The organism is Caballeronia sp. LZ032 (assembly GCF_031451315.1).
GTDB lineage: Bacteria > Pseudomonadota > Gammaproteobacteria > Burkholderiales > Burkholderiaceae > Caballeronia.
On the sequence record NZ_JARUXP010000001.1, the window covers coordinates 2533057 to 2553735 of the forward strand.

General features: G+C 65.1%; 23 protein-coding genes. 14 read left to right on the top strand and 9 right to left on the bottom strand.

Features of this window, described 5'->3' with window-relative positions:
• Positions 1-4 precede the first annotated feature (4 nt).
• The 3 genes from xerD to queG are packed head-to-tail and all read right to left on the bottom strand — an operon-like array spanning position 5 to position 2738.
• On the bottom strand, positions 5-1015 hold the full coding sequence (gene xerD, locus QCE69_RS11825; RefSeq protein ID WP_309930830.1) for a site-specific tyrosine recombinase XerD: 1011 nt from the start codon (positions 1013-1015) through the stop codon (positions 5-7).
• Positions 1012-1488, bottom strand: a complete 477-nt coding sequence (locus QCE69_RS11830) for a methylated-DNA--[protein]-cysteine S-methyltransferase (RefSeq protein WP_309930832.1) — start codon at positions 1486-1488, stop codon at positions 1012-1014. The genes xerD and QCE69_RS11830 overlap by 4 nt, the downstream gene beginning before the upstream one ends.
• On the bottom strand, positions 1485-2738 hold the full coding sequence (queG, locus tag QCE69_RS11835; RefSeq protein ID WP_409021181.1) for a tRNA epoxyqueuosine(34) reductase QueG: 1254 nt from the start codon (positions 2736-2738) through the stop codon (positions 1485-1487). Before queG ends, QCE69_RS11830 begins: the two co-directional genes overlap by 4 nt.
• An 18-nt stretch (positions 2739-2756) precedes the next feature.
• On the opposite strand from queG, the gene tsaE reads away from it, so the two are divergent.
• Complete coding sequence (gene tsaE / locus QCE69_RS11840) at positions 2757-3335, top strand: tRNA (adenosine(37)-N6)-threonylcarbamoyltransferase complex ATPase subunit type 1 TsaE (RefSeq protein WP_309918266.1); 579 nt, start codon at positions 2757-2759, stop codon at positions 3333-3335.
• A complete protein-coding gene (locus QCE69_RS11845; protein WP_309930836.1) occupies positions 3317-4837 on the top strand; it encodes an N-acetylmuramoyl-L-alanine amidase in 1521 nt (506 codons plus the stop codon). Before tsaE ends, QCE69_RS11845 begins: the two co-directional genes overlap by 19 nt.
• A gap of 19 nt (positions 4838-4856) precedes the next feature.
• Here the strand turns inward: QCE69_RS11845 and QCE69_RS11850 are convergent, their stop codons facing one another.
• Together QCE69_RS11850 and QCE69_RS11855 are read right to left on the bottom strand one after the other, a co-directional pair.
• Positions 4857-5738 carry an EamA family transporter gene (locus QCE69_RS11850; protein ID WP_309930838.1) on the bottom strand — a complete coding sequence of 294 codons (882 nt, stop codon included), beginning with the start codon at positions 5736-5738 and terminating at the stop codon, positions 4857-4859.
• 148 nt (positions 5739-5886) lie between these two features.
• Positions 5887-6150 carry a hypothetical protein gene (locus QCE69_RS11855; RefSeq protein WP_309918276.1) on the bottom strand — a complete coding sequence of 88 codons (264 nt, stop codon included), beginning with the start codon at positions 6148-6150 and terminating at the stop codon, positions 5887-5889.
• A 186-nt stretch (positions 6151-6336) separates the two neighbouring features.
• Between QCE69_RS11855 and QCE69_RS11860 the strand changes: the two genes are divergently transcribed.
• Together QCE69_RS11860 and trxA are read left to right on the top strand one after the other, a co-directional pair.
• The gene (locus QCE69_RS11860) at positions 6337-7236 is read left to right on the top strand and encodes a pirin family protein (protein ID WP_309930842.1); all 900 of its coding nucleotides are present in this window, start codon (positions 6337-6339) and stop codon (positions 7234-7236) included.
• Positions 7237-7309: 73 nt separating this feature from the next.
• The gene (trxA, locus tag QCE69_RS11865) at positions 7310-8158 is read left to right on the top strand and encodes a thioredoxin (RefSeq protein ID WP_309918280.1); all 849 of its coding nucleotides are present in this window, start codon (positions 7310-7312) and stop codon (positions 8156-8158) included.
• Positions 8159-8234: 76 nt separating this feature from the next.
• On the opposite strand, the gene QCE69_RS11870 is transcribed toward trxA, so the two are convergent.
• On the bottom strand, positions 8235-9077 hold the full coding sequence (locus tag QCE69_RS11870) for a tRNA threonylcarbamoyladenosine dehydratase (RefSeq protein ID WP_309930844.1): 843 nt from the start codon (positions 9075-9077) through the stop codon (positions 8235-8237).
• 293 nt (positions 9078-9370) lie between these two features.
• Here QCE69_RS11870 and pdxH point away from each other — a divergent pair, with 293 nt between their 5' ends.
• The 3 genes from pdxH to QCE69_RS11885 all read left to right on the top strand — a co-directional run bounded on the left by pdxH (position 9371) and on the right by QCE69_RS11885 (position 12401).
• Positions 9371-10012, top strand: a complete 642-nt coding sequence (pdxH, locus tag QCE69_RS11875; protein WP_309918285.1) for a pyridoxamine 5'-phosphate oxidase — start codon at positions 9371-9373, stop codon at positions 10010-10012.
• A gap of 89 nt (positions 10013-10101) precedes the next feature.
• Positions 10102-11316 (top strand): cyclopropane-fatty-acyl-phospholipid synthase family protein, encoded by a 1215-nt coding sequence (locus QCE69_RS11880; protein WP_309918288.1) that lies wholly within the window; start codon positions 10102-10104, stop codon positions 11314-11316.
• On the top strand, positions 11313-12401 hold the full coding sequence (locus tag QCE69_RS11885) for a DUF72 domain-containing protein (protein ID WP_409021205.1): 1089 nt from the start codon (positions 11313-11315) through the stop codon (positions 12399-12401). Before QCE69_RS11880 ends, QCE69_RS11885 begins: the two co-directional genes overlap by 4 nt.
• Before the next feature lie 22 nt (positions 12402-12423).
• Here the strand turns inward: QCE69_RS11885 and msrA are convergent, their stop codons facing one another.
• Entirely contained in the window at positions 12424-12993 is a 570-nt protein-coding gene (msrA, locus tag QCE69_RS11890) for a peptide-methionine (S)-S-oxide reductase MsrA (protein WP_309918290.1), read from the bottom strand.
• A gap of 317 nt (positions 12994-13310) precedes the next feature.
• Here msrA and QCE69_RS11895 point away from each other — a divergent pair, with 317 nt between their 5' ends.
• Positions 13311-13823, top strand: a complete 513-nt coding sequence (locus QCE69_RS11895; RefSeq protein WP_309809660.1) for a flavin reductase family protein — start codon at positions 13311-13313, stop codon at positions 13821-13823.
• Between the two features lie 18 nt (positions 13824-13841).
• On the opposite strand, the gene QCE69_RS11900 is transcribed toward QCE69_RS11895, so the two are convergent.
• Positions 13842-14387 carry an Lrp/AsnC family transcriptional regulator gene (locus tag QCE69_RS11900; RefSeq protein ID WP_309918292.1) on the bottom strand — a complete coding sequence of 182 codons (546 nt, stop codon included), beginning with the start codon at positions 14385-14387 and terminating at the stop codon, positions 13842-13844.
• Between the two features lie 134 nt (positions 14388-14521).
• On the opposite strand from QCE69_RS11900, the gene kynB reads away from it, so the two are divergent.
• The 3 genes from kynB to kynA are packed head-to-tail and all read left to right on the top strand — an operon-like array spanning position 14522 to position 17367.
• Positions 14522-15148, top strand: coding sequence for an arylformamidase (gene kynB, locus QCE69_RS11905; protein WP_309918295.1), 627 nt, complete (start codon positions 14522-14524; stop codon positions 15146-15148).
• 43 nt (positions 15149-15191) lie between these two features.
• Positions 15192-16442: a kynureninase gene (gene kynU / locus QCE69_RS11910; RefSeq protein ID WP_309930846.1), complete on the top strand. Its 1251-nt coding sequence runs from the start codon at positions 15192-15194 to the stop codon at positions 16440-16442.
• A 13-nt stretch (positions 16443-16455) separates the two neighbouring features.
• Positions 16456-17367: a tryptophan 2,3-dioxygenase gene (gene kynA / locus QCE69_RS11915; RefSeq protein ID WP_309930848.1), complete on the top strand. Its 912-nt coding sequence runs from the start codon at positions 16456-16458 to the stop codon at positions 17365-17367.
• 12 nt (positions 17368-17379) lie between these two features.
• Here the strand turns inward: kynA and QCE69_RS11920 are convergent, their stop codons facing one another.
• Entirely contained in the window at positions 17380-18180 is an 801-nt protein-coding gene (locus tag QCE69_RS11920) for an IclR family transcriptional regulator (protein ID WP_309930851.1), read from the bottom strand.
• A gap of 133 nt (positions 18181-18313) precedes the next feature.
• Between QCE69_RS11920 and QCE69_RS11925 the strand changes: the two genes are divergently transcribed.
• From QCE69_RS11925 to QCE69_RS11935, 3 genes are all read left to right on the top strand, one after another.
• Complete coding sequence (locus QCE69_RS11925; protein WP_309930853.1) at positions 18314-19504, top strand: acyl-CoA dehydrogenase; 1191 nt, start codon at positions 18314-18316, stop codon at positions 19502-19504.
• Positions 19505-19797: 293 nt separating this feature from the next.
• Positions 19798-20100 carry a DUF883 family protein gene (locus QCE69_RS11930; RefSeq protein ID WP_309809675.1) on the top strand — a complete coding sequence of 101 codons (303 nt, stop codon included), beginning with the start codon at positions 19798-19800 and terminating at the stop codon, positions 20098-20100.
• Between the two features lie 195 nt (positions 20101-20295).
• The gene (locus QCE69_RS11935; RefSeq protein WP_309919834.1) at positions 20296-20676 is read left to right on the top strand and encodes a phage holin family protein; all 381 of its coding nucleotides are present in this window, start codon (positions 20296-20298) and stop codon (positions 20674-20676) included.
• Positions 20677-20679: the final 3 nt, after the last annotated feature.

Below are 20679 nucleotides of genomic sequence, written 5' to 3' on the forward strand. Positions count from 1 at the left end.
GGGCCTACCCGCGCGGATGATGCTCGCGATGCAGCTTGTGCAGCCGCTCGCGCGCCACGTGCGTGTAGATCTGGGTCGTCGAGATGTCGGAGTGGCCGAGCAGGAGTTGCACGACGCGCAGGTCCGCGCCGTGGTTGAGCAGATGGGTGGCGAACGCGTGCCGCAAGGTGTGCGGCGAGAGAGGCGCATGCACGCCGCCGTTCAGCGCATGGCGCTTGATGATGTTCCAGAACTGCTGGCGCGTCATGCCCTCGCCGCGCGAGGTGACGAACAGCGCATCGGCGGCGCGGGGGCCGAGCAATGCCGGGCGCGATTCGCGCAGATAACGCTCGATCCATTCGTGTGCCTGCTCGCCGAACGGCACCAGGCGTTCCTTCGAACCCTTGCCCATCACGCGCACCACGCCCTCGTTCAGGCCCAGTTCCACCGTCTTCAGCGTCACTAGCTCGGTCACGCGCAGGCCGCTCGCGTACATCAGTTCGAGCATGGTGCGGTCGCGCAGGCCGCGCGGGGTGTCGGTATCGGGAGCGTGGAGCAGCGCCTCGACCTGCACTTCGTTCAAGGTGGAGGGAAAGCGCGGCGGCTGCTTGGCCGAACGCAGCTTGAGCGTCGGATCCGCCGCGGTACGATGTTCGCGCATCGCCCATGCGTAGTAGCGGCGGAAGACGGACAAACGCCGGTTCGCCGAAGTCGCCTTGTCGCCGCGCCGGGCCGCCATGTAGCCGTTCATGTCGTTCTCGACGGCGGCATCGATCGACGCGCCGCGCGTCTTGCCGAGCCATTCGGCGAAGAGCTTCAGGTCGCGCCGGTAAGCTTCGAGCGAGTTCTTGGCAAGGCCGTGTTCGAGCCAGAGCGCGTCGCAGAAGAGGTCGATGGCGTCCCGGCTCGCGGCCAGCCCGGGCGTGTGGACCGGGTCGGGCGTGTGGACCGGGTCGATCGCCGCGTCCGCCGCGTCCGTCGCGTCCGTTGCGTCCGCGGTGTCCGCTGGGTCCGTTGCGTTGATTGCGCTCGTCATGCGATGGATACACCTTCATGCGCCAGTAGCCAGCGCTTCACGTTGCGATAGAAACCGTCGCCGGGATGATGCGCGAATCCGCCGATTCCGCTCGCCGCGACGACCCGGTGGCACGGTATCACGATCGGCAGCGGATTGGAGCCGCACGCCTGCCCCACCGCGCGCGGCACGCTGCCTATCACCCGCGCCAGTTGCCCGTAGGTCCACACCTGTCCCTGCGCAATGCCGCTGATGCCCTGCCACACGCGCCGCTGAAACGCCGTACCGCCGATGCCGAGCGGCAGCTCGAAGCGCATCGACGGACTGTCGAAGTAACGGCGGATCTGCCCGGCCGCTTCGCGTGCCAGCGTCCCATGCGGCTCGATGCTGTCCGCGTCATCGGGCAAATAGACGATCTCGCGCACGCACGCTTCATCGGCGCGGATGCCCACCTTGCCGAACGGCGCGTCGATCACGGCATCGAATGGCTTCATGGTTGTTCCCCCTGGCTCTCTTGCTTTAGCGCCCACGCTACGTGCTCACGGACCAGCGCAGAAGCATCGTCCGCACGGGCTTCCAATGCGGCGACGATGGCCTCCCGCTCGCGGGCATCGAGCCCGGATGCGCGCAACGCATTGCCCATCGCCACCGCGATATTGCGCAGCCAGCGTTCGTGCCCGATGCGACGAATCGCGCTGCCCTGCATGCGCGTGTCGAAATCGTCCGCGCTCCAGGCGAACAGTTCAACCAGCGTCGCGCGATCCAGCCCGTGACGCACGTCGAAATCCGCGACCGGCGCAGCCTGCGCGAACTTGTTCCACGGACAGATCAGCTGGCAGTCGTCGCAGCCATAGACACGGTTGCCGATCAGCGGACGCATCTCTTCGGGAATGCTGCCATGCAGTTCGATCGTCAGGTACGAGATGCAGCGCCGCGCATCCACCCGATACGGCGCGACGATCGCCCCCGTCGGACAGGCGTCGATACAGCGCGTGCACTGCCCGCAGTGCGCGCCGTCGTGCTGGGGATCCGGATCCACGGGCAGCGGCACGTCCACGAAAATCTCGCCGAGGAAGAACAGCGAACCCGCGTCGCTATCGAGCAGCAAGGTGTGCTTGCCGCGCCAGCCATTGCCCGCCTTCTGCGCCAGCGCCACCTCCAGCACCGGCGCGGAATCCGTGAACGCGCGATAGCCGAAGGCGCCGATCTCCCCTTCGATGCGCTCCGCGAGCTGCTGCAGCCGCTGCCGCATGACCTTGTGATAGTCGCGGCCGCGGGCGTAGACCGAGACCATCGCCTGCTCGGGCTGCGCAAGCCGCGACCACTCGATGGCACGCCAGTCGTTCTTCTGACCGTCGCCTGTCGCGACGCTTTCAGCGCCCGTTTGTGCGAGCGTCGCCGCGGGCAGATAGGCCATCCGCGCGGTGATGACACGTCGCGTGCCGGCCACAAGCTCGGCCGGCCGCGCGCGTTTCATCCCATGTTTGGCCATATAATCCATGTCGCCGTGATAGCCTGCTTCGAGCCACTCAGCAAGGCCTTGCTCGGCATCCGCCAGGTCGATATCGCTGATGCCGACCGCACCGAATCCCAACTCGCGCCCCCAGGTCTTGATGCGGTGCGCGAGTTCCGCCAGCGCAGCCTCCTCCATGCGAGTCGAGGCGCGCGACTCTGAGACGGACTCAGCGGCGGCGTCGCTGGACGCGGTCGTGATTTCAACGGAATGTTCCGGCAATCGGTTCATCACGATATTTTACGAGCAATGCCCGAAAGCCCCGACCGCATCACGCCCGATTCTTCTGCCGCGCTGCTCGAACGCCGCTTCGACCTGCGCGACGAAGCGGCCACGCTCGCGTTCGGCGCGCGCTTCGCGCAGGCCATCGACGCCACCCGCCAGTTCATTTCGCCTGAACGTTTCGCGGGCCTGCAAGTCCAGTTGATCGGGGATCTGGGCGCGGGCAAGACCACGCTCGTGCGCGCGACCTTGCGCGCGCTCGGGCACGAGGGCCGCGTCAAGAGTCCGACATACACGCTCGTTGAGCCGTACTCGCTCGCTACCCGCAGCGGTCCGCTCGACGTCTATCACTTCGATCTCTACCGCTTCGCCGATCCGGCCGAATGGGCCGATGCCGGCTTTCGCGAATATTTCGACCGGGGTGCCGTGTGCCTGGTCGAGTGGCCGCAGCAGGCAGGCGGACTGCTCGGCGTGCCGGATCTCGTGTTCCAGCTATCGCTGCCGGGCGAGCATGATGCGCCCGGCGATTCGAACGAAGAAGAAGGCCGCGTGCTGACCGCGCGGGCGTTTAGCGAAACAGGAAAGACATGTCTCGAAAGATGTTGATCAAGCCGTTCCACTCGATCGAATCGAGCGCCACCGCGCCGCACAACTGGCGTCGCCGCCAGGTGCTGCGCGCAGGCGCTTCGACGCTCGTGCTCGCGCTCGTCGCGCCGAAGCTCGCCCATGCCAGCTCGGTGCTCGGCGTGCGCGTGTGGCCCGCGCGCGACTACACCCGCGTGACGATCGAATCGGACCAGCCGCTGCAGAACACCAACCAGATGCTGCAGGGACCGGACCGGCTCGTCGTCGATCTCTCCGGCATCGATCTCGACCAGGCGCTGCGCGACCTCGTCTCGAAGATCGCGCCGAACGATCCGCAGATCCAGGCCGTGCGCATCGGGCAATATCAGCCGCACGTGGTGCGCATGGTGTTCGACCTGAAGGGATCGGTGAAGCCGCAGGTGTTCACGCTGGGGCCGATCGGCAGCTACAAGTACCGGCTCGTGTTCGACCTGTACCCGGCCGTCGCGCCGGATCCGCTGATGGAATTGCTCGCGGAAACCGAGCGCAAGCAGGAAGCGCTCGACCGCGCCAATCCGAATCCGTCCGCGCCGCCGCCCGCCACACTGTCCGGGCCGACGACCGCGCAGAAGCCCGGCGCGTCCGACTCGACCGACGAGTTCTTCCAGAAGTACGCGCAGAACGACGCCGCGCCGGCCGTTCCCGCGGCGCCGTCCATCCCCGTGCCGAAGCCCGCGCCGAAACCGCGCGTGCCGTCCGCGCCGCCGGTCATCGCGCAAAAGGACGACGAAGATCAATACACCTTCTCCGCGCCCAAGCAGGGCGCCGGCACCACGCGCCTGCTGACGGTCGCGATCGATCCGGGACATGGCGGCGAGGATCCGGGCGCGATCGGCGGTCAGGGTACGTACGAGAAGCACATCGCGCTCGACATCGCGAAGAAGCTGCGCGCGAAGATCGACGCCCAGCCGAACATGCGCGCGATGATGACCCGCGACGCCGACTTCTTCGTGCCGCTCAACGTGCGCGTGCAGAAGGCCCAGCGCGTGTCCGCCGACCTGTTCGTGTCGATTCACGCCGACGCCTTCACCTCGCCCGATGCGCGCGGCTCGTCGGTGTTCGCGCTGTCGGACCATGGTGCGTCGAGCGCGGCGGCGCGCTGGATGGCGAACAAGGAGAATGCGTCGGACCAGGTGGGCGGCATCAACGTGAAGTCGCAGGATGCCAGCGTGAACCGCGCGCTGTTCGACATGTCGACGACCGCGCAGATCCGCGATTCCATGCGCTACGGCAGCTTCGTGCTGAACGAGATTGGCGGTATCAACAAGCTGCACAAGGGTTCGGTCGAACAAGCGGGCTTCGCCGTGCTGAAGGCACCGGACATTCCGTCGATCCTCGTGGAAACGGCCTTCATCAGCAACCCGGACGAGGAAACGCGCCTCAACGACGACGCCTATCGCGACAAGATGGCCAACGCCATTCTCAAGGGCATCAAGCGCTACTTCGCGGCCAATCCGCCGCTCGCGAAAAGCCGCATGACTTGAGACTCGCGCAGGAATTCGTTCAGCGCGCCGCCGGCATCAGCCGCTGAACGAGCCACTTGCCGAACACGTTCACTACCAGTCCCGCCATCACCAGCGCCGCGCCGGCGATCTGCGCGGCGCTCAGGTCTTCGCCGAGAAACACCGCCGCCGACACCAGTCCGATCACCGGCACGAGCAGCGAAAACGGTGCGACGCTCGCCGCCGGATAGCGCGCGAGCAGCTTGCCCCACAGGCTGTAGCCGACGATCGTCGCGACGAACGCGAGATAACCGATGGCGAGGACCGACACGAGCGGAATGGCGGCGAGACTGGATTCGATGCGCGCCGGGCCCTCGAAGATCAGCGACAGCGCGAGGAACGGCAACGGCGGGATCAGGCTGCCCCAGACGACGAGTGACAGCAGATCGACCTTGCCCATCGCTTTCGTCACGACGTTGCCGAGCGCCCACATCGCGGCGGCTGCCAGAGTGAAGAGGAAGCCGGTCAGGGTCATGGCGTGGCCGCCCTGGATGCCGATCAGCGCAAGACCGGCCGCGGCGATCACGAGTCCGACGAGATTGGCCGCGTGAACGCGCTCGCCGAGGAACATTGCAGCGAAGAACAGCGTGAAGAAGGCCTGCGCCTGCAGCACGAGCGAAGCAAGCCCCGCCGGCATGCCGACCGACATGCCATAGAACAGCAGCGCAAATTGTCCGAGCGAGATGGTGAGACCGTAAGCGAAGAGCCAGCGCAGCGGGATCTGGGGACGCTTGATGAAGACCGCGGGCGTGGCGGCCAACGCGAAGCGCAACGCGCCGAGCAGCATCGGCGGCACGCCGTGCAGGCCCAGCTTGATGACGACGAAGTTCACGCCCCACGCGAAAATGACCACCGTGGCGATCAGCAAGTCCCTTGGCGACATCGCCCTTCCCCTCGTGCCTGACGCAATGTTGTCGAGGCGCAAAGTGTAATTGAGCGACGCTTTGTTGCGCTTGTCAGATCGTGCACAAAACAGCACGGCGCTCGCGCCACCGAAGGGACGCGAGCGCCGGTAGACACGCAGCAGCGTATTACTTGCTCTGGCCCGACTCGGCCGCCGCGTTGTTGCCGGTGGTCGCCTCAGGCGTCTTCTTGCCCGACGACGGACGCGCCATATGCTTGCGCGGCTTCTTGTGCTGGGTCATGCCGCTCGAATTATCCGTGGTCGCTGCGGCGGCATCGTTGCCCATTGCCCCCGACGAATTGCCCGACGACGTTTGTGCAAACGCGCCGCCCGCGGCGGTCGCGGTGAAGACGCCTGCGGCAATGGCCATCAACAGTTTGTTCTTGCTCATGTCTTTACTCCCCAGTCAGGTTGGATGACGTCGCGCGCGGCTGCGCGCATTTTCGAGAACGCGACGGCAGAAGATGGAGGACCGAATCAGAACCGGGAAGCGCATCTGCGCCGCGCGGCGTCGGCCGGTAGAATCGAAAGTTCCGCGAGCGCCAATCCGGCACTCCCATCACGTCCGCTTCCGCTCATGCCCTCGACCCCGCGCACGCTGCTCAAGCCTCACCAACACGACGTCGGCGGCCTGACAGTGCGGCGTGTCCTGCCCGCCCTGGCTGCCCGGACGGTCGGGCCGTTCATCTTCTTCGACCACATCGGTCCCGCAACGCTCGTGCCCGGCAAGGGTCTCGACGTGCGTCCGCACCCGCACATCGGGCTCGCGACCGTCACCTATCTGTTCGAAGGCGCGATCATGCATCGCGACAGCGTAGGCTCAGTGCAGAAGATCGTTCCCGGCGACGTCAACTGGATGACCGCCGGACGCGGCATCGTCCATTCGGAACGCACGCCCGACGCGGAGCGCGCCGCCGGCCAGACGATGCACGGCATCCAGACGTGGGTGGCGCTGCCGGTGGCGAGCGAACAGGTGGAGCCGTCGTTCGAGCATCACGCCGCCGCCGCGCTGCCGCAGATCGAACGCGATGGCGTCGCATTGCGCGTGATTGCCGGCAGTGCGTTCGGCGCCACCGCGCCCACGCGCACTTTCTCGCCGACGTTCTACGTGGCCGCGCAGTTCGCGCCCGGCAGCGCGATTACGCTCGACACCGAGCACGAAGAGCGCGGCATCTATCTCGTCAGCGGCGACCTGAGCCTCGACGGCGAAGCGCTGCCCGAACAGCAGATGGCCGTGCTCGCGCCGGGCGCCGACGTGCGGCTCACGAGCGCCGGCGGCGCCGTCGCGATGCTGCTGGGCGGCGCGCCGCTCGACGGCACGCGCTTCATCGAATGGAATTTCGTGTCGAGTTCGCGCGACAAGATCGCGGCGGCCAAGACGGCCTGGAGCGAACAGCGCATGGGCCACGTGCCCGGCGAAAGCGAGTTCATCCCGTTGCCGCCGCAGCGCCGCGAACCGCAGGCGCCGGAAGCCTGACGCGCGGCGGAACTTGAAAAACCGCGCATCGTCCCTATTTGAACGAGATTGACTGCAGGCACTTGGAGAACGCATGGAAACGACCCTCGCCACTTTCGAGAACGATGTCATCAACGCGTCGATGCTGGCGCCCGTGCTCGTCGATTTCTGGGCGCCGTGGTGCGGCCCGTGCAAGACGCTCGGACCGATGCTCGAAAAGCTCGAAGCCGAAGCCGCCGGGAAATGGAAGCTCGTCAAGGTGAACGTCGATGAAAACCAGGAGCTCGCCGGGCACTTTCAGGTGCGCAGCATTCCGCACGTGATCGCCTTTGCGGAAGGCCGTCCGGTCGACCAGTTCATCGGCGTGCTGCCGGAAGGCCAGTTGCGCGAATTCCTGGACCGGCTCGTGCCGGCCGGGGCCGACGCCGAACGGCTCAGCGCGCAGGCCGCCTGGGCGGCGGGCAATCGCAAGCTCGCCATCGACACCATCAAGGCCGCCATCGCGCTCGATCCCGGCTATGACGACGCCCGTCTCGACCTGATCGAATGGCTGATCGCCGAGCGCCGCTACGACGAAGCGAAGGAAGAAGACAAGCTGCTGTCGCCGAAGACGACGCAAGGCATCGACGCACGCTACAACGCGCTGAAGACCGAGCTCGACGCCGCCGACGCAGCCGCCGATCTCCCGCCCGCCGACGCCCTGTACGCCGCCGTCGAAGCCCATCCGGACGATCTCGACGCCCGTTTCGCGCTGGCCAACCGGCTGATCGCGGGCCGCGAATTCGACGGCGCGCTGGAGCATCTGCTGGAAATCGTCGTGCGCGACCGCGCCTTCATGGACGATGTCGGCCGCAAGACCATGCTTTCGGTCTTCGAACTTGCCGCGAATCAGCCGGACGTCGTCTCGCGCTGGCGGCGCAGGCTCAGCGCGGCGATGAACTGAGCGGCGCTCGACGCTCCCTCAAAGACAAACGGCCAGCTCGTGCAGTTGGCCGTTTTGCATTGGCAACGCGCGACGCTCAGCCCGCGCGTTTCGCCAGATCCCTCAGCACGCGCGCGGCCGCCGCGAAGCCGAAGCTCGCCGTCACGCACACGCTCGAACCGAAGCCCGCGCAGTTGAGCCCGACCGGCCCCTGTTGTCCGCCGCCGGTTTCCAGATGCTCCGCGCCCTCGCTCAGATCGCAGACGGGCGCTTCGGGATAGATCAGCGGCTCGTCGGAATACACCGCGTTCACCTTGAAACGCGCCTTCGGGCCGCGCGGAAAGCCGTGCAGCTTGCGCAACTGGCCACGCACCTTCGACAGCAGCGGGTCCTGGATGGTCAGCGCGAGATCGTCGATGCGGATGCGCGTCGGATCGAGCTGCCCGCCCGCGCCGCCCACCGTGATCAACGCCTGCCTGTTCTTCACGCACCACGCGATCAATGCGGTCTTCGTGCGCACGCTGTCGATGGCGTCGACCACGTAGTCGAAGCCGGTGCCGAGCACCGCATCGAAGTTGCCGGGCTCGATGAAGTCCTCGATCTCGCGCACCTCGCACGCCGGATCGATCAGCCGGATGCGTTCGGCCATCGCCGTGACCTTGGCCTTGCCGTAGTTGCCGTCGAGCGCGTGAATCTGACGGTTCGTATTGCTCTCGGCGACGTTGTCCAGATCGATCAGCGTCAGGCGGCCCACCGCGCTGCGCGCCAGCGCCTCCGCCACCCACGAACCGACGCCGCCAATGCCGATCACCGCGACGTGCGCGCGTTCGAACGCGGCCAGCGCGGGCGCACCGTACAGACGCGCAATGCCGCCGAAACGGCGCTCGCGGTCGGCGTCGTCGGCAGGGAGGGATGCGGGGAAAACGGAAGAAGCGTTCATGGCGGACGAGGTAAAAGCACACTGCACTGAAAGCAAATCTGAAGCCTGCCACAAGCCGAAAATCGCCCGAAGCTTGTGCTGCCTCAACACACGCTTTCAAATGCCTGTCGGTGTTTCGTTCAGGGGTACGGATTCATGCAAAATACGGCCGGATTGCGTATTCTGCCTTATCGAAACCCGTGACGTGATAGCCGCTCACGATCCTTCCTGTGCCTCCGGAGTCGCGCCCGGGTAATCAGGGCAAGATCGTTTCACGTTGGCTATACTGTCGCGACTGTAGCGTTTGCATAAAAATGACGACCCTCGCAGATCTTCGCCAAAACTACTCGCGCGGCGCGCTGGACGCGGCCGACGTGGACCCGAACCCAGTGCGTCAATTCGAAACCTGGTTCGCACAAGCACTCGATGCGAAGTTGCCCGAACCAAACGCCATGACGCTCGCCACCGTCGATGCAGCGGGCCGGCCTTCTGCCCGCATCGTGCTCATCAAGGGCGTCGACGAACGCGGCTTCGTCTTCTTCACCAATTACGACAGCCGCAAGGGCCGCGAGCTCGCCGCCAACTCCGCGGCAAGCCTGCTGTTCCATTGGATCGAACTCGAGCGCCAGGTGCGCATCGAGGGGCGCGTCGAAAAGACCAGCGACGCGGAAAGCGACACCTACTACGCCTCGCGTCCGCTCGGTTCGCGGATCGGCGCGTGGGCCTCGCCGCAGAGCGAGCCGCTCGACAGCCGCGCGACGCTCGAAGCGCGCGAGCGCGAGATGATCGCCCGCTACGGCGACGCGCCGCCGCGTCCGCCGCACTGGGGCGGTTATCGCGTCGTGCCCGACACCATCGAATTCTGGCAGGGACGCCCTTCGCGCCTGCACGACCGCATCGTCTACACGCGGGATCGTGCGGACGACGCATGGCGAATCACGAGACTCGCGCCCTGACGCGAGCACTGCGGCAAGCGAGACGACAACGGCAACGAGCATGAAGGCACACGCCTTCCCCTTGATTTTCTTAGCGCGGAGAAACAAGCATGTTCTGGGAGAAGAAGCTGACGCAATGGGTTGAGGAAGTGCGGGACCGGGCCAACCTGCCCGCGCGTCTCGTGCTGTGGGATGGCCAGCAGCATGACTTCGGCCAGTTCGCCGCGCCTCAGGTGACGCTGCATGTGAAGAGCGCGACCGCGCTGCAATACCTGCTCGAACCGACCCTCGACAATCTCGGTGAAGCCTATGTGAAGGGCAAGATCGACATCGAAGGGAAGCTGAGCGACATCATCAACATCGGCTATTCGCTCGCGAAGAGCACGGTGACCAACGCCAGCAAGCTGGCCCGCGTGCGGCGTTACTTCACGCACACGAAGGCGTCGGACAAGAAAGCCATCCAGTACCACTACGACGTGTCGAACGAGTTTTACCAGCTCTGGCTCGACAAGAACATGGTCTACTCCTGCGCGTACTTCGAGAACGGCGACGAAGACATCGACACCGCGCAGCTCAAGAAGATCGACCACATCCTGACCAAGATCCAGGTGCAGCCGGGGCACACGCTGCTCGACATCGGCTGCGGCTGGGGCGCGCTCGTGATTCGCGCGGCGCAGAAGTTCGGCGCGAAGTGCGTCGGCGTCACGCTCTCGGAAAACCAGTTCAAGCTGGCGACCGAACGCGTCAAGGCCGCCGGACTCGAAGACAGGATCGAGATCCGCCTGCAGGATTACCGCGACATCCCGGGGCAGTTCGACCGCATCACGAGCGTCGGCATGTTCGAGCACGTCGGGCGCAAGAATCTGCCGGCCTATTTCGCGAAGATCCGCGAGCTGCTCGTCGATGACGGCGTCGCGATGAATCACGGCATCACCTCGTCGGATGCCGACAGCGGTGAAACGTCCTTCGGCGGCGGCGAGTTCATCGACAAATACGTGTTCCCGGACGGCGAACTGCCACACATCAGCCTCGCCTTGCAGACGATGCAGGAAGGCGGGCTGGAGGCGCTCGACGTCGAGAGCCTGCGCCGCCACTACGCGCACACGCTCGACCTGTGGGCCGACCGCTTCGAGGCCAATGCCGAGGAAGCGAAGAAGCTCGTGGACGACGAGCATTTCCGTATCTGGCGCGTGTATCTGGCAGGGTGCGCGTATGCATTCGAAAACGACGACGTGTCGATCTACCAGGTGATCTGCCGCAAGGCGGGACGCAGCGCAAAGACGCTGCCGTGGTCGCGGCGCTATATCTACGAGAAGGCGCTCTGAACCGCGACCTCACGCAGCACGGCGCAGGCGGGCCGGACGAGGACACTCTCGACCTGTTCGGCGAGCCTGCGCCGGTGGTGCGTGAGCCTGCGAAGCCCCTGCCGACGCCGAAGTCCACCAAAGCGCGCGGCGTGCTGCCCGCTCCGTCGCAGCCCGAACTCGAACTGCTTGCGCAACGCCTTCCCGATTCGATCCATCTCGGCACCTCGACATGGTCGTTTCCGGGCTGGCGCGGCATCGTCTATGGCGACGACTATTCGAACACCAAGCTTTCGCGCGACGGTCTCGCCGCTTATGGCGCGCATCCGCTGCTCAGAAGCGTGTCGATCGACCGCTCGTTCTATGCGCCGTTGTCGCTCGCCGAATACGCACGATACGCGTCGCAGGTGCCCGAACATTTCCGCTTCATCGTCAAGGCGCCGGCCTCCGTCACCGATGCCTTCGTGCGCGGCGAACGCGGCGCGCCCGACGCGGACAATCCCGCTTTCCTGAACGCGCAGATTGCCATCGATGAATTCGTGACGCCGTGCATCGGCGGATTGGGTGCGAAGGCCGGCGCGCTGGTGTTCCAGTTCTCGCCGCTGCCGGATGCGCTGGTGGTCGAGCCGGCGTTGTTCATCGATCGTCTCTCTGAATTCCTGAAGGCGCTGCCGCCGCTCGAAGGCGACGCCTGCTACGCGGTGGAAATACGCGACGCGGTCATGCTCACGCCGCGTTTCATCCGCGCGCTGCGGGAGGCGAAGGTGCGCTATTGCATCGGCGTGCACGCGCGCATGCCCGACGTGCGCCGCCAGGCGAAAGCGCTCGCGCTGCTGGATGAAGACGGCCTGGGACCGCTCGTCGTGCGCTGGAGCCTGCACAGCGGCTTCCGCTACGAACAGGCGAAGGCAAAGTACGAGCCGTTCGACCGGATCGTCGACGAGGATCTCGACACGCGCGAAGCGCTGGCCGAGCTGGCCGCGCAATATGCGATCGCGGGCCAGCCGGTGGTGATCGCGGCGAACAACAAGGCGGAAGGCTCCGCGCCGCTCACGTGCTTCGAGCTCGCGCGGGGCATTGCGGCGGCATGCGAACGCGCTTCGTAGGCGCGCTCACGCCTTTACGTCCTCATGCTTTGAGGCGATGCGCGAACTTCTTGCGGAACTTGGCGACCTTCGGCCCGACGACCGCCGCGCAGTAGCCCTGCTCCGGATGCTGCGCGAAGAAGTTCTGGTGATAGGCCTCGGCGGGATAGTAGTTGCCGTCGAGCGGGCTGACTTCCGTGACGATCCTGCCGCCGTAGATATCCTCACGCTGGAGTTCCTCGATCACGTCGAGCGCAATCTTGCGCTGCTCGTCCGAATGCGTGAACACGACGGAGCGGTACTGCGTGCCGGTATCGGCGCCCTGGCGGTTGAGCTGGGTCGGATCGTGGGTCGCGAAAAAGATCTCGAGGATTTCCCGGAAGCCGATGACCGAAGGATCGAACACGACCTTCACCACTTCGGCGTGGCCGGTGTCGCCGCCGCAGACCTGTTCGTACGACGGATTCAGCACCTTGCCGCCCGCGTAGCCCGATTCGACCGATGCCACGCCCTGCACGGCCAGGAACACCGCTTCGGTACACCAGAAACAACCGCCGCCGAGCGTCGCGGTTTCAAATCCGGCCTGCTCATTCTGCTGGGTCTGCTGAGTCATAAGGCGCAACTCCTCATCAAGTGCATGCGGCGCTTGCCGCGGATCATGCATATGGATGCGCACGGCCGCTTCTTCAATGCGTGCGCGGCCGGGATGCATTCATCGAGTTTATTGGGTTTGGACAGGCGACGCTGAATGGCATCGCAGGCAGAAAACCTGCTTGCCCGGTACGGCCTTGAACGTCCGGCCACAGCCGATTCCGCTAGAATCGCAACACATCACCTGTTTTTACATGACTTCCGAAAAGTCTCACCGACTGAAGCGCGACGCGCGGCCGGCTCGGTAGCACACGGCAGACTCGACCGCCCATCCGCACCATGACACGCGCCAAAGCCCCGAATTTCGATCCGTCAGCGTTTCGCACCGCACTCGGCCAGTTCGCGACCGGTGTCACCGTCATCACGACGCTCACGCCGTCCGGCCAGCCCATCGGCATTACGGCAAGCTCGTTCAACTCCGTGTCCCTCGACCCGCCGCTCGTGCTGTGGAGCCTCGCGACCCGGTCGGCGTCCATGGCGGTCTTCCGCTCGAACAGTCATTACGTGGTCAATGTGCTGGCGGCGTCGCAGCTCGACTTGTGCCGGCGCTTCGCGACGGTCAAGGGCGACCGTTTCGCGGGCGTGTCGCACGCGGCCGGCGACAGCGGCATGCCCGTGCTGGACGGGGCCATCGCCTGGTTCGAGTGTCACAACCGCAGCCGCTATGACGAAGGCGATCACGTGATCTTCGTCGGCGAAGTGGAACGGTGCGGCGTGCGCGAAGACGGCGACCCCGCCGCGCCGCTCGTCTTTCAGGCGGGCGGGTTCCATACCCTCGGACCGCTGGACTGATTCGGAACTTCGCTTCGCTCAGGACGCCGCTGAAGACGTCCCTGAGGCCACCGCAGAAGACGCCCTCTCGATCCGCACGGCCGGCTGGTCGATCAGCGCGACCGGCACGCCCGCGTCGTCTTTCATCGTTTGCAGCACGATGTTCGAGCGGATGTCGATCACGCCGGGCGCCTTGTACAGCTTCGAGAGAATGAAGTCGGAATAGTGCTTGAGGTTGTGCGCGAGCACGCGCAGCACGTAGTGCGTGTCGCCGGTGACGACGAACGCGCCGACCACCTCCGGCCAGTCGCGCACGGCGGCGGCGAACTTCTCGTGCCAGTTTTCTTCGTCGTTGCGCATCGAGACGTGGACGAACGCTTCGAGTTCGATGCCGAGGCGTTCGCGGTCGAGACACGCGCGATAGCTCGCAATCACCCCTTCTTCTTCGAGCAGACGCATTCGGCGCAGGCACGCCGACGGCGAGAGCGAAATGCGCTCCGCCAGGTCCAGGTTGCTGATCCGTCCATCTTCCTGCAGTACCGCCAGAATTCGGCAATCCGTTGCATCGAGCGTGAAGCCGGTCATTTTTGATTCCCCTAGGCCCGTTTCATCGAATTATGTTCTAAGCGCGACACTTTTGGGTATTTATTTCGCAAGCACCTTGCGAGACAACACGACTATGATTTGACGCATCTCCACGCTTTCTGCTAAGGCGCGTCATGACGCTGCTGGATATTTCCCCGCCCATCGAACCCGCCACGCCCGTCTGGCCGGGCGATACGCCTGTCGGCATCGAACGCGTGTGGCGCATGGAAGCGGGCTCGCCGGTCAACGTCGCGCGGCTCACGCTGTCGCCGCACACCGGCGCGCACGCCGACGCCCCGCTCCATTACGACGAACACGGCGCGCCGATCGGCGCCGTCGCGCTGGACACCTATCTCGGCGCGTGCCGGGTCGTGCATTGCGTCGGCGTCGCGCCGCTCGTGCTGCCGGAGCATGTTGCCGGGCAGCTCGACGGCATGCCGCCGCGCGTCCTGCTGCGCACCTACCGGAATGCGCCGCTCGACGCCTGGGACAGCGCCTTCACCGCGGTCGCGCCCGAGACCATCGACCTGCTGGCCCGGCACGGCGTGAGGCTCATCGGCATCGATACGCCGTCGCTCGATCCGCAGGAATCGAAAACCATGGACGCGCACCGGCGCATCCGCGCGCACGGCATGGCGATCCTCGAAGGCCTGGTGCTCGATGCCGTCGCGCCGGGCGATTACGAACTGATCGCCCTGCCGCTCAAATTGTCCACGCTCGACGCCAGCCCGGTGCGCGCCGTCCTGCGTCCGCTGGCCTGATTCATAGTCATAGCCGATCTTTATTACAGAAATGGAATTTTTGATGCGACATCGTGACGAAGCTGCGGCGCTAGACCGCGACGACCCGCTGCGCGCCCTGCGCGAGCAGTTCGCCCTCGCCGACGGCGTGATCTATCTCGACGGCAATTCGCTCGGCGTGCCGCCGAAGGCCGCTGCGACGCGCGCGGCGAGCGTGATCGGCGCGGAATGGGGCGAAGGCCTGATCCGCAGCTGGAACACGGCCGGCTGGTTCGCGCTGCCGAAGCGCCTCGGCAACAAGCTCGCGCCGTTGATCGGCGCGGTCGAGGATGAAGTCGTCGTGACCGACACGATCTCCACGAATCTGTTCAAGGTCCTGTCCGCTGCACTGAAGCTGGCGCACGAGCGCGATCCGAAGCGCCGCGTGATCGTCTCCGAACGTTCAAACTTCCCGACCGACCTGTACATCGCGCAAGGCCTGATCGAGCAACTGGACCGCGGCTACGAGTTGCGCCTGGTCGACGATCCGTCCGAACTGCCCGCCGCCATCGACGAGCACACGGCGCTCGCGATGATCACGCACGTCAATTACCGCACTGGCGCCATGCACGACATGGCCGCGCTCACGCCGATGATCCAGCGCGCGGGCGCGCTCGCCGTGTGGGATCTGGCGCATTCGGCGGGCGCGGTGCCGGTCGACCTGAACGGCGTCGGCGCGGATTACGCGGTCGGTTGCACCTATAAGTACCTGAATGGCGGCCCGGGTTCGCCGGCCTTCGTCTGGGTGCCGAAGCGCCATCAGAACGCGTTTTCGCAGCCGCTGTCCGGCTGGTGGGGCCATCGGAAGCCGTTCGAAATGAACCCGGTCTATCGTCCGGACGACGGCATCGGACGCTTCCTGTGCGGCACGCAGCCAATCGTCTCGATGGCGCTGGTCGAATGCGGTCTCGATGTCTTCCTGCAAACCGACATGCAGGCGTTGCGCCGCAAGTCGCTCGCGCTGAGCGATCTGTTCATCCAGTTGGTCGAGACGCGCTGCGGCGAATTTCCGCTGTCGCTGGCCACGCCGCGCGAGCACGCGCAACGCGGTTCGCAGGCGAGCTTCGAGCATCCGCATGGTTATGAGGTGATGCAGGCGCTGATCGCGCGGGGCGTGATCGGCGATTATCGCGAGCCGCGCATCCTGCGTTTCGGCTTCACGCCGCTCTACACGCGGTTCGTGGATGTGTGGGATGCCGTCGAGATCCTGCGCGACGTGCTCGCGACCGAAAGCTGGCGGGCGCCCGAATTCGCCGAGCGGGCGTCGGTGACCTGAACGGACGACGATCATGACCCAGACCCAAGGCTGCCCGTTCGGGCATGGCGCGCCCAGCACGACCAACACGGGCGACACGGGCGACACCGCCGGTGTCGATCAGAAAGAAGGCTGGCACGAAGCCAAGCTCGACTTCACCGACTCGATGAGCTACGGCGATTACCTCGGCCTCGATGCGATCCTGAGCGCGCAGCATCCGCTCTCGCCGGATCACAACGAGATGCTGTTCATCGTGCAGCATCAGACCAGCGAGCTGTGGATGAAGCTCGCGCTCTACGAACTGCGCGCGGCGCTGGCGGCGGTGCATCGCGACGAACTGCCGCCCGCGTTCAAGATGCTCGCGCGTGTGTCGCGCATTTTCGAGCAGCTGGTGCAGGCGTGGAACGTCCTCGCGACGATGACGCCCTCCGAATACACCGCGATGCGCCCGTATCTCGGGCAATCGTCGGGATTCCAGTCGCATCAGTACCGGCAGATCGAATTCATGCTCGGCAACAAGAACGAGCAGATGCTGAAGCCGCACGCGCATCGCCCGGAAATCCACGCGCAGGTGCGGGAAGCGCTCGAAGCGCCGTCCTTCTACGACGAAGTGATTCGCCTGCTGGCCCGGCGAGGTTTCGAGATCGATCCCGCGCGCCTCAACCGCGACTGGTCGCAGCCGACCCTCCACGACCCCTCCGTCGAAGCGGCCTGGCTCGCGGTGTATCGCGATCCGTCGCGGCACTGGGACCTCTATGAAATGGCGGAAGAACTGGTCGACCTGGAAGACGCGTTCCGGCAATGGCGTTTCCGGCATGTGACGACGGTGGAACGCATCATCGGTTTCAAGGGCGGCACGGGCGGTACGGCCGGCGCGTCCTATCTGCGCAAGATGCTCGATGTCGTGCTGTTTCCGGAGCTGTGGCACGTCCGGACGGTGCTGTAAGCGCTCGAGCGTTCAGGCCAGCCGCGCAGCCAGCGCCTTGATACGAGGGCCGATGGTCTCGCGGAAGTACGCCTCGCCCATCGACGACGCTGGCCCGCTGCTCGACAGCACCAGCCAGCGCCCGTTGCGCAAATCGCGGAACGGCGCGGCGACGGCGTTGACGTCGTCGTGCCATTCGCGGAACGAGTAGCAGCAGCCGTCGCGCGCGAATTCGTCGAGCGCGGCGCGCGCCGCATCGACCTTGTCCGCACCCTCGTTGCGGCCGAGTTCATCCAGCAGCGCCTCGCGCGCCGCCGGTTCCTGTACGGCGAGCCAGGCGCGGCCCATCGAACTCGTCAGCATCGACAGACGCGAGCCGGGCGCGAGGCCGAGCGTCAGCGCGGTCTCGCTGCGGATGGTGTCGAGATAGATCATGTCGAGCCCGTCGCGGCAGCCCAGCGACACCGCCGCGCCGATCTCCCTGGCCAGCGCGCGCATGTGCGGACGCGCCAGTTCGAGCGTGTCCGACTCCGCCAGCAAGGTGAAACCCAGCGACAGCACGCCGGTGTCGAGCGCATATTTGCCGGCGGATTCGTCGAAGCGCAGATAGCCGAGTATCGTCAGCGTGTAGGCGAGGCGGTTGACCGTCGCCTTCGGCAAGCCGGTGCGTTCGACGAAATCACGATTGCCGAGCAGTGTCTCGCCCGGACGGAACGCACGCAGCAGATCGAGCCCGCGCGCCAGCGCGACCACGAACTTGCGCTCGTCGAGATCTTCCGGCGCGACATGGCGCAATGAAGCGGGTGTGGAATTTCGATTGGAGTCGGCTGACATCGGATGCTAGACTCAAGGCTGATTTGCAAAACATTGTTTCGCCTAGCGGAACGCATGTCAAGCGCGCGTGCCCGGGCTCTTGATACGACATCCCGCCCGGGGCAGCGCTTTCACTGAATTCAGGAGATCGCACATGGCCGAAGCCGCCCGTTTCAACTGGGAAGATCCGCTGCTGCTGGATCAGCAACTGAGCGAAGACGAGCGCATGGTGCGCGACGCGGCCCGCGCCTACGCGCAGGACAAGCTTCAGCCGCGCGTCATGCAGGCGTTCCGCGAGGAAAAGACCGATCCGTCGATCTTTCGCGAGATGGGCGAACTCGGCTTGCTCGGACCGACCATTCCGGAACAGTACGGCGGCCCGGGCCTCAATTACGTCTGCTACGGCCTGATCGCGCGTGAAGTGGAGCGCGTGGATTCGGGCTATCGCTCGATGATGTCGGTGCAGTCGTCGCTCGTCATGGTGCCGATCAACACCTTCGGCAGCGACGCGCAAAAAGAAAAGTATCTGCCGAAGCTCGCACGCGGCGAATGGATCGGCTGCTTCGGGCTGACCGAGCCGAACGCCGGGTCGGATCCCGCCGGCATGACGACCCGCGCGAAGAAGGTGCAGGACGGCTATTCCCTCTCCGGCACGAAGATGTGGATCTCGAATTCGCCCATCGCGGACGTGTTCGTGGTCTGGGCCAAGCTGGAGGAAGACGGCCGTGACGACATCCGCGGCTTCATCCTCGAAAAAGGCTGGAAGGGACTGTCGGCCCCGGCGATCCACGGCAAGGTGGGACTGCGCGCGTCGATCACAGGCGAGATCGTGATGGACGAAGTGTTCGTGCCGGAAGACAACCTGCTGACGGACGTGCGCGGCCTGAAGGGTCCGTTCACGTGCCTGAACTCGGCGCGTTACGGCATTTCATGGGGCGCGCTCGGCGCCGCCGAAGCGTGCTGGCATACGGCTCGGCAATACACGCTGGACCGCAAGCAATTCGGCCGGCCGCTTGCGGCGAACCAGTTGATCCAGAAAAAGCTCGCCGACATGCAGACGGAAATCACGCTGGGTCTGCAAGGCGTGCTGCGTCTGGGACGCATGAAGGACGAAGGCACGGCCGCGGTGGAGATCACCTCCATCATGAAGCGCAATTCGTGCGGCAAGGCGCTGGATATCGCCCGCCTTGCGCGCGACATGCTCGGCGGCAACGGCATCTCCGATGAATTCGGCGTGGCGCGGCATCTGGTGAATCTGGAGGTGGTAAACACCTATGAAGGCACGCACGACATTCACGCGCTGATCCTGGGACGCGCGCAGACGGGCATCCAGGCGTTTTTCTGACGGCCCGGCTTTATTTCGATAGTGTGAGAGAGCCGGCACTTGCCGGCTTTTTGCGTTTCAGAACCGCCAGCCTTTGTAACTTTCGATCCGCCTCTGAAACTTTTACGGGACAGATCGTATCCATTCCAGATGATGTCGAAGCTTTGACCAGTCACAGCGCCGCGGTCCGCGTCATGGTGTCATTCGCGGAACTGGAATGAAATCTGCGTCATCTGGCCCGCGAGAGTCAGCCTCCTCGTCAGCGACCCCATCTTTGGTTACGATTCGCGTAGCCTCATCGATTGGAGCCTTTAATGTCAGAAATCAACAAGGAGCGATTCATGTCGGATATCAAAACCGTACTCGCTGACGCCGAAGACCTTTTGAAGCAAGCGGCGACCGCCACCGGTGAACGCGCCTCCGAGCTTCGCGAGACCGCGCTTGCCCGCCTCAAGCAGGCGAAGGAAAAGGCCGCCGATGCGCAAGTCGTCGTCATCGAACGAGGCAAGAAAGCGGCGCGCGCCACCGATGACTATGTGCATGAACATCCGTGGGCGTCCATTGGCATTGCGGCCGGCCTCGGCATGGTGATCGGCCTGCTCATCAATCGAAAGTAGAGAACGCACGGGCCTGCCTCGCTGTCGAGGGCAATGGCCCGTTGTTTGCTGAATCCGTATCCGTCGGGGTCGCAAGTGGACTGAACCGTAAGCGCCTTGCCCGGGCGTCCGGCTCGACATTCGTACCGGCTGGCCGCTCCGCGCGCCGGCCGGAAGCACACCAAGCGGCACCACTGCGCTTCTCGCATTCAAGCCATGACGACAGAACGGCCACCGCAGCAATCGTCCCCCGGACCATTGCGACGCATCTTGACCTCCGCCTTCGCCATCTTCGAGACGCGCCTTGAACTGATCGGCATCGAGCTCCAGGAAGAGAAGGAACGTCTGATCGGCGTCCTGTTCCTTGGACTTACCGCCATGATGCTCGCGATGATGGCGCTCATCTCGCTGACCGTCCTGATCGCAATTTTCTTCTGGGACACGTACCGCTGGCAGGCGTTGGGCGGCATCACGCTGCTGTACGCGCTGATTGCAATCGCATGCGGCCTGCGGGCGCGCAGCAACCTGCGCGACGCGCCGCACCTGTTCGACGACACACTCTCCGAGTTCCGCAAGGACCGCGACATGTTTCGTTGATCC